General features: G+C 35.2%; 13 protein-coding genes and 2 tRNA genes. 2 read left to right on the top strand and 13 right to left on the bottom strand.

Annotated features, from left to right (window positions below):
* Positions 1-133: 133 nt before the first annotated feature.
* The 11 genes from BCR26_RS14790 to yidD form a co-directional block, all read right to left on the bottom strand.
* Positions 134-205 (bottom strand) — tRNA-Gln (locus BCR26_RS14790).
* A gap of 7 nt (positions 206-212) precedes the next feature.
* Positions 213-293 (bottom strand) — tRNA-Tyr (locus BCR26_RS14785).
* A gap of 96 nt (positions 294-389) precedes the next feature.
* Positions 390-623 (bottom strand): DUF2969 domain-containing protein, encoded by a 234-nt coding sequence (locus tag BCR26_RS14780; RefSeq protein WP_069699741.1) that lies wholly within the window; start codon positions 621-623, stop codon positions 390-392.
* A 120-nt stretch (positions 624-743) separates the two neighbouring features.
* The gene (locus BCR26_RS14775) at positions 744-1,394 is read right to left on the bottom strand and encodes a CBS and ACT domain-containing protein (RefSeq protein ID WP_069699740.1); all 651 of its coding nucleotides are present in this window, start codon (positions 1,392-1,394) and stop codon (positions 744-746) included.
* 4 nt (positions 1,395-1,398) lie between these two features.
* A complete protein-coding gene (locus BCR26_RS14770; protein ID WP_069699739.1) occupies positions 1,399-2,100 on the bottom strand; it encodes an ABC transporter ATP-binding protein in 702 nt (233 codons plus the stop codon).
* Positions 2,100-2,876: an ABC transporter ATP-binding protein gene (locus tag BCR26_RS14765; protein WP_069699738.1), complete on the bottom strand. Its 777-nt coding sequence runs from the start codon at positions 2,874-2,876 to the stop codon at positions 2,100-2,102. The genes BCR26_RS14770 and BCR26_RS14765 overlap by 1 nt, the downstream gene beginning before the upstream one ends.
* Positions 2,857-3,834, bottom strand: a complete 978-nt coding sequence (locus tag BCR26_RS14760) for a branched-chain amino acid ABC transporter permease (protein WP_069699743.1) — start codon at positions 3,832-3,834, stop codon at positions 2,857-2,859. The genes BCR26_RS14765 and BCR26_RS14760 overlap by 20 nt, the downstream gene beginning before the upstream one ends.
* A gap of 9 nt (positions 3,835-3,843) precedes the next feature.
* The gene (locus tag BCR26_RS14755; protein ID WP_069699742.1) at positions 3,844-4,722 is read right to left on the bottom strand and encodes a branched-chain amino acid ABC transporter permease; all 879 of its coding nucleotides are present in this window, start codon (positions 4,720-4,722) and stop codon (positions 3,844-3,846) included.
* A gap of 128 nt (positions 4,723-4,850) precedes the next feature.
* Positions 4,851-6,023 (bottom strand): ABC transporter substrate-binding protein, encoded by a 1,173-nt coding sequence (locus BCR26_RS14750; protein WP_069699737.1) that lies wholly within the window; start codon positions 6,021-6,023, stop codon positions 4,851-4,853.
* Positions 6,024-6,318: 295 nt separating this feature from the next.
* Positions 6,319-7,188 (bottom strand): ROK family protein, encoded by an 870-nt coding sequence (locus BCR26_RS14745; RefSeq protein WP_069699736.1) that lies wholly within the window; start codon positions 7,186-7,188, stop codon positions 6,319-6,321.
* A 36-nt stretch (positions 7,189-7,224) separates the two neighbouring features.
* The gene (gene yidD, locus BCR26_RS14740) at positions 7,225-7,527 is read right to left on the bottom strand and encodes a membrane protein insertion efficiency factor YidD (protein ID WP_069699735.1); all 303 of its coding nucleotides are present in this window, start codon (positions 7,525-7,527) and stop codon (positions 7,225-7,227) included.
* Positions 7,528-7,690: 163 nt separating this feature from the next.
* On the opposite strand from yidD, the gene BCR26_RS18595 reads away from it, so the two are divergent.
* Positions 7,691-7,843, top strand: a complete 153-nt coding sequence (locus BCR26_RS18595; RefSeq protein ID WP_169818900.1) for an SPJ_0845 family protein — start codon at positions 7,691-7,693, stop codon at positions 7,841-7,843.
* 50 nt (positions 7,844-7,893) lie between these two features.
* On the opposite strand, the gene yihA is transcribed toward BCR26_RS18595, so the two are convergent.
* Together yihA and clpX are read right to left on the bottom strand one after the other, a co-directional pair.
* The gene (gene yihA, locus BCR26_RS14735; RefSeq protein WP_069699734.1) at positions 7,894-8,475 is read right to left on the bottom strand and encodes a ribosome biogenesis GTP-binding protein YihA/YsxC; all 582 of its coding nucleotides are present in this window, start codon (positions 8,473-8,475) and stop codon (positions 7,894-7,896) included.
* 101 nt (positions 8,476-8,576) lie between these two features.
* The gene (gene clpX / locus BCR26_RS14730) at positions 8,577-9,827 is read right to left on the bottom strand and encodes an ATP-dependent Clp protease ATP-binding subunit ClpX (protein WP_069699733.1); all 1,251 of its coding nucleotides are present in this window, start codon (positions 9,825-9,827) and stop codon (positions 8,577-8,579) included.
* A 224-nt stretch (positions 9,828-10,051) separates the two neighbouring features.
* Between clpX and BCR26_RS14725 the strand changes: the two genes are divergently transcribed.
* On the top strand, positions 10,052-11,080 hold the full coding sequence (locus BCR26_RS14725; protein ID WP_069699732.1) for a lactonase family protein: 1,029 nt from the start codon (positions 10,052-10,054) through the stop codon (positions 11,078-11,080).
* The last annotated feature ends 170 nt before the right edge of the window (positions 11,081-11,250 follow it).

Raw genomic sequence — 11,250 nt, 5'->3', positions numbered from 1 at the left:
ACCATGGACACCCTTGTTTTCGACTAGGTACTTTCCGTTACTTGGACGTACTCGGGACTTTAACCCGTTAGAGTTTGACCATGCCGGGCAAACAAAAAAAGAACAACTCTCAATGAAAGTTGTTCTTTAAAGACTGGGGTAGCTGGATTCGAACCAACGCATGACAGGATCAAAACCTGTTGCCTTACCGCTTGGCTATACCCCAATATAAATGGAGGAAAGTGGATTCGAACCACTGAACCCTAAGGAACGGATTTACAGTCCGTCGCGTTTAGCCACTTCGCTATTCCTCCAACAAATCAAAGTTTAGTAAAAAACCTGACTTAGTTATAATACAAAATTTTGAACAAAATTGCAAGCATTATTTGAAAAAAAGTGTTATTTATTTTTTAATCGTTTAAATTCCATTGTCTAATAATGTATTCAACCGCTTCATTCATAGTTTTAACCGTTGCTTCATTACGACCATCAATCGTCACAATCATTTTTTTTGCATCTTGCGGGATTACTTGTCCAATTTCTTTTTTTCCAATAAATAATTTACTTATTTCAACTTTTTGACCATTATAATTTCCAACTTCTTCTTCAATTCTAACTTCAATATCTTTATTTTTCTTTGACATATCTATCCCTCCAAAGTTTCATATTATCATGTTCTGTAAAAAAAAGCACCTATTATTTATAATAGATGCTTCTTAAGCTCTTAGTACATTTTAAAAGTAAAAAAGTAAAAAATGATCTAACTATTTTTTTGTCATAAGCATTATTTCAACAACATCGTAACCTGCTTCTAACAAAATTGATTTGATTTTATCTGATTCTTGACTTTTAACTTGTAATTCAATAATCGTTTCAGTTTCTTTATGATTCACAATAACAGTTAAAATACTAAAATCACTATCGGCTAAAAGCTTCGTGATATTGGCTAAAATTCCTTTATGATCCTCTAAAATTCTGATTTGTACACGTGTACCACCATCATGATAACCAGCAATTTTTAAAAAAGCATCAAAAATGTCATTATTCGTAATAATCCCTTCAACTTTTCCATCTTTATTCACAACTGGTAAGACACCCACATTATTCTGACGCATTTCAAAAATACCATCTTCTAAAGAGGCATCTGGGTGAATCGTCAATACATTTTTGACCATAACATCCTTCACAACAGTCTTATTTAACAAGTAATTTACTTCGTAAACACTTAAACTAGTCGCTTTTGAAGGCATCGCTTCTTGAATGGTTCCTTCAGTAATAATCCCAACCAATTGACCATTTTCTAGAACAGGTAAACGATGAATATCATTCTTTTTCATTAAATCAACAGCATCAAATATTTTTGTTTCTGGTTGTACCACTACTAAATTACGTGTCATAAAATCACTTACACTCATGCTACTAACCTCCTAAATATGCTTTTTTAACTTCTTCACTGTTCAATAATTCTTCGCCACTTCCACTAAGAACGATTTGACCGGTTTCCAAAACGTATCCTCTATCGGCAATTGATAATGCCATTTTTGCATTTTGTTCAATCAATAAAATAGTCGTTCCTTGTTTTTGAATTTCTTGAATAATATTAAAAATTTCTTTGATAAAAATTGGTGCTAAGCCCATTGAAGGCTCGTCTAAAAGTAACAGTTTAGGTTTTGACATTAATGCTCTGCCCATTGCAAGCATCTGTTGTTCCCCACCAGACAATGTCGCAGCATCTTGATTTTTACGTTCTTTCAAAATCGGAAAACGCTCAAAAACCATCTGATAGTCCTCTTTTAATTCATTTCCTTTTCTTAAAAAAGCACCCATTTCTAGATTTTCTTGAACGGTTAAACCAGAAAAAATATGTCTTCCTTCAGGTACTTGGCAAAGTCCAGCAGCTACTATTTTTTGCGGAACCACCTTGTGAATTGGTTGGTTTTCAAATGTAATACTGCCACTAGATGGACGGTTCAACCCTGATATGGTTCTTAAAATCGTTGTTTTACCAGCCCCATTCGCTCCTATTAATGAAACTATTTCACCTTGCTTTACTTCAAAGCTTACCTCTTTTACCGCCTGGATCATCCCATAATGTACGGATAAATTCTCAACTGTTAACATTATAGTTCACCTCCAAGATACGCTTCAATCACTCGTGGATCATTTTTAATTTCTTCTGGTTCCCCTTCGGCAATAACCCGACCATACTCTAACACATAAATTCGCTGACAAACATCCATTACTAAGCTCATATCATGTTCAATCAATAGGATAGTAATTTGAAACTCTTCTTGTATTTTGCGAATAAGTGCCGTTAACTCCGCAGTTTCTTGTGGGTTCATTCCGGCAGCAGGTTCATCTAAAAAGAGCACTTTAGGCTGGGTTGCCAAAGCACGAACAATCTCTAAACGTCTTTGTTCCCCATAAGGAAGATTTTTAGCTAATGTTTGTCCTTTTTCTTCCATGCCAAAAATAGCTAATAGTTCCAATACTTTCTTCTTCATTTCTTCTTCTTTTTTATAAAATATAGGCAACCTTAAAATACTAGACAGAATACCCTCTTTGTTTTTACTGTTCATTGCAATCAATACGTTATCCATCACAGTTAAATTTTTAAATAAACGAATATTTTGAAAAGTTCTACCTAAACCTAAATCAGCAATTTTATATGGTTTCATACCGTTCAGCAATTGTTCTTTGCCTTCAGCATCTAAGGTAACCGTTCCTTCACTCGGTTCATACACACCCGTTAAAAGATTAAATAACGTGGTCTTTCCTGCACCATTTGGACCAATTAGTCCTACTAATTCATTATTTTCTAGCGTAATATTAACATTAGAGACAGCAGCTAAACCACCGAAATTTTTTGTTAAATTTTTAACGTTCAATAGAGGCATTAGAGTCATCCTCCTTTTTATTAGTTTTTTCAAATAACCTTTTTACAGAGAATTCCCATGTACCTAGTAATCCACCCGGTTTAAAAATCATAATAACAATCAGAGCAAGTGCATAGATAATCATCCGCAACGCTCCCGCATCTTGTAAAAACATATTTAGAATTCCTAATACAATAGCTGAAATAAACGTTCCAGTGACACTACCAATGCCACCAAAAACGACAATAATCAAAATATCAATTGATTTCATGAAACCAAAGTCTTTTGGAGCAATCGTTTGAACAAAACTTGAGTAGATAGCACCAGCCATGCTCGCGGTGATAGCACCAATTACAAAAGCTGTCACCTTATATTTTGTTGTATTCACTCCCATTGATTCAGCAGCTATTTCATCTTCACGAATAGCCATCGTTGCTCTCCCTGGACCACTATGAATATAATTTACAGTAATTAAGGTTACTATGACAACAAATCCAAAGATAAATGACCAACTTGCCATTGGTGGAATGCCAAAAATTCCGGCAGGACCGTTCGTGATCTCTCGCATATTAATGATAACAATCCGAATAATTTCAGAAATTCCAAGAGTTGCAATGGCGAGATAATCTCCTTTTAGCCTTAAAGTCGGAACCCCAACAACTAAAGCGACAACACCTGATAAAACAATCCCAATTAAAATACCACTTAAGAAGCCACCCATTGTTGGATACTTTACCGACATAATTGCAGCACTATAGGCCCCTATCGCCATAAAACCAGCGTGACCCAATGAAAATTGGCCAGAAAAACCAATAATTAAATTCAAACCTAAAGCTAGCATAATATTAATACCAATCGTAATTAATGTGTACTCCAAAAATGGAGTAATTACACCTGTACAGTACAATGCGTAAATGATTCCATAAACAATAGCGGCAAATAGAAGCCAGATTAGATTATATTTCAAATTCTTTTTCATTCTATTCACCTACACCTTCTCTTTAATATTTTTCCCAAGAATTCCTGCTGGACGAATAAGTAAAATGACAATTAGTAAGCCATAAACTACTGCATCCCGATAATCTGAGAAACCTAAAGCAATTGTAATTGTTTCCAGCAAACCGATAACGAATCCACCTAACGCAGCACCTGGAATAATACCAATCCCACCTAAAACTGCTGCAACAAAGGATTTCAATCCTGGAACAACACCCATCATGGGGTCAATAGAATTATAATACAAGCCGATAAGCATACCTGCTGCTGCTGCTAATGCTGAACCTAGTGCAAACGTAAAGGAAATCGTCCGATTCACATTGATTCCCATTAATTGAGCTGCATCTGCATCAACACTCACTGCGCGCATCGCTTTTCCCATTTTTGTTTTCTTTACAATCAGTTGCAAACAAATCATTAGAATAAGTGCTGTAAACAAAATAAGTAGTTGAATATTTGACACTTCAATAAATCCTAATTTGAAACTTTTAAACTCAATTGCTTGTGGAAATGATCGTTTGTTAGCAGTAAATTGATAGATCATTACATTTTGAATTAAGAAAGAAACACCGATTGCTGTAATTAAAGCAGCAATTCTCGTCGATTTTCTTAGTGGACGGTACGCCAGAAATTCAATGACTACCCCAATCACTGCCGCGCCCACCATCGCTAAGAGTAGTGCTGGAAAAAAACCAAGCTTTAGCTGATTAATAAAGAAATAACCTAAAAAGCCGCCTAACATATAAATTTCCCCGTGAGCAAAGTTAATCAATTTGATAATACCATATACCATTGTGTAGCCTAATGCCAGTAATGCATAGATACTTCCTAGAAATAAGCCGTTCACAAGTTGTTGAATTAATTCTTCCATTCCCATAGTACATCACTTCCAATACTCTATAATAATTATTTTGTGAAACCTTCCGTATACTCCTAGTATAAGAGATAGAAAAAGCAAGGTAAAGAAGATTACCTTGCTTTTACATTGTGATCTTTCTTTTATGGATTTACTGGATCTGCTGAAGTTTCTTTCCCTTCAGTTAATCCTAATACTACAGCTGATTTTTCAGGATTATGATTTTTATCCATTGTCATCTTACCTGTAACACCAACAAAATCTTTTAATGAAGCCAATCCTTTAGTAATCGCTTTTGAATCAGCGGAATCTTCATCTTCAATTGCTTGTTTCAACATGTATACTGAATCATAACCTAATCCATTAAATGCAGAAGGTGTTTTACCATATTTTTCTTTGAAAGCTTCTACAAAAGGTACTACTTTATCTGTTGCAGGTGCTTTTTCAGAGAAGTGTCCTGTATAGTAAACATTAGAAACATTTTTTGCACCAGCAATTTCAATTAATTTTTCATCACCAAAACCATCAGCGCCTAAAATAGGTTGCTCAATGCCCATTTCACGTGCTTGTTTAATAATTAAACCAGCTTCTGCATAATACCCTGGAATGTAAATTGCATCGTATTCTAAGTTTTTAATTTTAGTTAAAATTGCTTGAAAATCTTTATCGTCAGCAGTAAATGTTTCTTCTTTTACGATTTCACCCTTAAAAGTATCTTTGAATGATTTTGTTAACCCTAAAGCATAATCGCTTGAATTGTCACCAATGATGACTACTTTTTTCGCTTTCAAATTATCTTGGGCGAAGTTTGCTAAGATAACCCCTTGGAAAGTATCTTGGAAACAAGCTCTAAAAGCATATTCTTGTACCTTATCATTTTCAACAGTGATGCTATCATCGGTTGCAGATGGCGTAATCACTGGAACCCCTGCTTTCGTCATGTTTGGTAAAGTAGCTTTCGTTGCGCCCGATGTTGCTGGCCCCACAACAGCAACTACTTTGTCTTTAGACGTTAGGTTTGCTGCAACAGAAGTTGCTTCTCCGTTTTCAGATTTGTTATCTTTTTCGATTAACTTAATCTTTTTTCCTAGAATTCCGCCAGCTTCGTTAATTTCTTCAACAGCTAACTCAATCCCCTCTTTTTCAGCATTCCCATATGCCGAAACATTTCCCGAAAGCTCCATATTCATCCCAATTTTAATTGTATCGCCCTCAACCTTATTTCCATCACTTTTTGCAGTGCCTCCACCGCCTGCAGCAGGTCCACATGCTGTCAGCAAGAACATACTAGCAAGTAAAAAACTAAATTTTTTCATCTTGTTACCTCCTTGTGATCTCATAAGCTAAATTATAGCAAAGAGTATGTATACAAATATAATAAAAAAAACAGAAAAAGTCAATGAATTTTCAGAAAATTTCTATAATTCGACTCGCAAAAAAAACTTCGTTATTTACTATGCCATTTAGTTTGTTCCTTCACAAATAATATGGTATAAATATAGCTCTTCTTACTAAGCGCTTTTCTTATTTTCGGGGCCTCATTACCAAAAAAAGCATACAAAAAAAGAGGAGCTACTCCTCTTCTTTGTAAACTTTATAAACTATTTCTTTTTAAGATTTTTTTGAAAGAAAATTAGCTGCTGCACCAACTAAATTAGCATCATTTTGATAATGGCAACTAACTATTTTAGGAGTGAAATCTTTCAATTTAAAATGAGACACTAATTTTTCCATTCGTTGATTTACTTCTTCTATCAATTCCTGTTTTGCTGAAACACCACCACCAAGAACAATCACTTCTGGATCTAAAGAAAATTGAATGTTAAATAAGCCCTTTGTTAGATAGTCATAAAAATGCCCTACTTCTTCTTTAGCAATAGAATCTCCTGATACAGCTAGTTCAAAAACTTCTTTCCCTGAAACGCTATCTTTTTCTAACTCTTTTCGTTTACAATATCGTTTTGCCATCTGAACCGCAGTTCCTAGTTCACTAAATGTTTTCCCATGATCTAAGAACATGAGACCGAACTCACCTCCATAAAGATGAGTTCCCTTCACTAGTTCTCCTTGATGAAAAATAGCTCCACCAATGCCAGTCCCAACCACAACAAAAGCAACTTCACTATTTCCTTTCGCTGCACCTTCATGTATTTCTGCCAGACCTGCACAATTAGCATCATTTTCAATCGCTACAGGAAGATGAAACAGTTCTTCTAGCTCAAGAAAAATATTAAATCTGTGAATGTAAGGAATTGCTGAAATTCCACCAATCATTTGTCTAGTTTCATCAACGACCCCTGGCGCACTGAAAGCAACACCTTCAATTAAGTCTTCCTTTTCATTAAAAACAGCCAATAAAGACGCTTTCATTTCGCTCCATGTTTCAGGTGTTTTAAATTGCCCTTTGTCCACTATATCCTTTCCATTCCAAATGCCATGCTTAACAGCAGTACCCCCTAAATCAAACGCTAAAATATTCAATGGTCTCTTCCCCTCTATCTTTTATTTCAATTACTTTCATTTTAAATCAGTAGTTTTTTTCTTGTCTCTTCTATAATTATATGGGCCATGATATTCCTCATCTGGATTTCGTCTTAAACTAAATTTTAACGGAACATAATCGATACCCCCTTTAACAAATGGGTGACAGCGCAACACTCTAGCTGTTCCCATCGTGAGTCCCTTAATACTCCCGTGGGTCTGGATTGCATCAATCATATACTGCGAACAAGTAGGTTCATAACGACATCTTGGTCCTAACGCTGGAGAAATATAGCGTTGATATACTCGAACGGTTCCTACAAATAAATTTTTTGCCATACAATTGCCTCTTTTCTATATTCGAAAAAACTATACATCCTTTTTATTGCGATTGCAAGTCTATAAAATTGAAGTAAGACTTTTTTATGAAAAAATAAGGTGAAGGCTATTCAAAGTTTCCAAAGGATGCTAAACTATGAATAGATAAAGGAGGCAATAAAAGATGGGATTAAAATTTGAACGTTCGAATGATTTAGATAAATTATTTGATTCTTTTGCGACAGATCCGAAGAAAAAGGAAATGCCTATTGAAGAGTTAGAAAAACAAGTGACTAAAAAAGACACAAAAAAAGAAGACCAGAAAAAAGAGAAATAAAATGAGTTGCATCAAGGAAGAGAGTATTCCAATCTGATGCAACTCATTTTTTAAAGATATTTTTCGATCGCTTGCCAAGCTTCTTCTTTTCCATTTTTAGTTTGAGAAGAAAAAAGAATAAAATCATCTTTCTTATCAAAGTTTAACGCTTTTTTGATAACACTTTCATGTTTATTCCATTTTCCACGAGGAATTTTGTCCGACTTTGTTGCTACAATAATCACTGGAATATCGTAGTATTTCAAAAATTCATACATTTGAATATCTTCTTGGGTTGGTGGATGACGTAAATCAATCAAGGAGACAACTGCTTTTAGCTGTTCCCTAGTCGTTATGTAGGTTTCAATCATCTGTCCCCATTTTGCTCTTTCAGTTTTTGATACTTTAGCGTAACCATATCCAGGCACATCCACAAAATGAAGAGCATCTTCAATCAAATAAAAATTCAAGGTTTGTGTTTTCCCTGGTTTTCCAGAGGTTCTTGCCAAATTTTTTCGATTAATTAAAGTGTTGATAAACGAAGATTTCCCTACATTAGATCTTCCTGCTAATGCAATTTCTGGCAAGTCAGTTTCAGGATATTGAGCTGGAGAAACGGCACTAATTATAATTTCTGCATTATGAACATTCATCTTTCAACCTCCTAACATTAATTGATATGTTTTTAAATCAGTAAAAAGCGGCTGGAACAGAAACAGCTTCCGTCCCAACCTCTTTCCATTGCAATCCTATTTTATCCTGCTTTTTTACTTTTCTTATGATAAACAAGGACCGGTTTTCCCTTGCCTTCTACAGCCAATTCTGTAATAATCACTTTTTTGATATTATCATCTGATGGTACATCAAACATGACGTCCATCATAATGCTTTCAATAATTGAGCGTAATCCTCGTGCCCCTGTGTTACGTTCAATTGCTTTTGCGGCAATTGCTTTCAATGCTTCTGGTTCAAATTCTAATTCAGCATCATCTAATGCTAGAAGTTTTTGATATTGTTTCACCAAAGCATTTTTGGGTTCAGTTAGGATTCTCACTAAATCATCTGTCGTTAATTTGTCTAAAGCAGCAGTGACAGGTAAACGGCCAATAAATTCAGGAATTAATCCAAATTTCAAAAGATCTTCAGGAATAATATGTTGCATGACACTTTCATCTTCGCTGATTACTTTATTAGTCATTCCAAAACCGATTGTCTTTTCTCCCAAACGGTTCTTAACAATCGTTTCAATCCCATCAAAAGCTCCACCCACAATAAATAATACGTTAGTTGTATCAATTTGGATAAATTCCTGATGTGGATGTTTCCGTCCGCCTTGTGGTGGCACACTTGCAACAGTTCCTTCTAATATTTTCAATAACGCTTGCTGTACCCCTTCACCAGAAACATCTCTGGTAATAGAAACATTTTCGCTTTTACGAGCAATCTTATCAATCTCATCAATATAGATGATTCCTTTTTCAGCTCGTTCTACATTGTAATCTGCAGATTGTAACAGCTTTAATAAAATGTTCTCAACATCTTCCCCGACATAACCAGCTTCTGTCAAACTTGTAGCATCTGCAATAGCAAATGGAACATTCAATGTTTTGGCAAGGTTTTGTGCTAAAAATGTCTTCCCAGAGCCTGTTGGTCCAATTAAACAAATATTACTCTTTTGTAATTCTACTCCGTCAGAACTTGCATTTTCTGATTGATTTACACGTTTATAATGATTATAGACTGCAACAGCTAACGCACGTTTCGCTCTGTCTTGTCCAATAACATATTCGTTTAAGACATCCAAAATTTCTTGGGGTTTAGGAACATCTGTAAATTCACGTACGGCTTCATCGTAAAATTCTTCATCAATTATTTCTTTACATAAGTCGATACATTCATTACAAATGTAAACTCCTGGTCCAGCAACAATTTTCTTCACTTCTTCTTGGGTCTTCCCACAAAAAGAACAACGCACTGTACCATTATTATTTGTGTTGTCGTACATGTATTGTCACCCCTCTAAAAATAAAAACTGACTGTCATCGCAGTCTCCAATAATGATAGCATAAATCATGTGAAATTGCGAACCTGAGATTTACATTTTTTTCATTACAAAAGGATACTTGTGCTATAATAAGTAAGAAAAAAGAATCAACTATTGGAAAAGGCAGATTCATTCTGCCTACTGAACTCAATGGTTTAGTTTTTCTAAAAAATGGAGGGAACTTTATGCTTGAACAAATTTTATTAGGAACCTACACTCGTCGTGACAGTAAAGGAATTTATCAAATAACTTTAGACACAGAAAAAGAGACTCTTTCTGAAGCAACATTATTATTAGAAGAAACAAGCCCAACTTACTTGGCTGTCAGTAAAAAAAATGAATTATTCAACGTCACTTCAGTTGATGGTGAAGGCGGCATGGCGGCATACAAAGACGTTGCTGGTAACTTTGAATTACTAAATAAAGTCAGTGAAGCAGGTGCACCACCTTGTTACGTTGCAATTGACGAAGAAAAACAATTGGTTTTTGGTGCAAATTATCACCAAGGAATCGTTCATGTTTATCGCATTTTAAAAGATGGTCGCTTAGAAGATGCTGATAAAGTCACTCATGATGAAGCTACTGGACCCCATGAAAATCAAGATAACGCTCATGTACATTATACCGACCTGACTCCCGATAATCGTCTTGTCGTTTGTGATTTAGGAACTGATCGTGTTTACACATATAATGTGGAAGCTTCTGGGAAAATTTCTGAAGTTGCTCAGTACGTTGCTGAACCAGGAACAGGTCCTCGCCATCTGGTTTTCCATCCGAATAATCAATTTGCTTACTTGTTTGGAGAATTAGATAGCACTGTCACTGTTTTAGCTTACAATGCCAACGATGGCTCATTTACACAAGTACAAAAAACATCTACCTTACCAGAAGGCTTTAATGAATTTAATGGTGGTGCAGCGATTCGTATTTCTGCTGATGGGCGATTTGTTTATGCCTCAAATCGTGGCCATGACTCTATTGCAGTATTTGCCGTATCAGAAGATGGTTCTTCTGTAAATCGTATTCAACTAATTTCTACAGAAGGTGAAATCCCTCGTGATTTCGATCTAAATCCTTCTGGAAAATTTGTTGTTGCTGCAAACCAAAACACTGATAACCTAACCCTTTATCGTCGTGATGAAGCAACAGGTCTTCTAGAAATGATTCAAAAAGATGTCTATGCTCCAGAATGTGTTTGTGTCTATTTTAAATAGAAACAATTAATCTAAACAGTCCTTGTTAGGTTTCTCTGTCTTATTGATGAAACTAACAAGGATTTTTTTATTGCGCCGATAGTAAAATTAAGCTAGACAACTAAAAAAGTCATTTGTGCTACACTCAAAATAGTTCTGACGAAAGAATTATAAGGAGTGAAGACAAATGA

This window comes from Enterococcus rivorum (genome assembly GCF_001742285.1).
Classification (GTDB): Bacteria; Bacillota; Bacilli; order Lactobacillales; family Enterococcaceae; genus Enterococcus_L; species Enterococcus_L rivorum.
The sequence above is the reverse complement of the archived record's forward strand: the minus strand, read 5'-3'. Positions and strand labels throughout refer to the sequence as shown.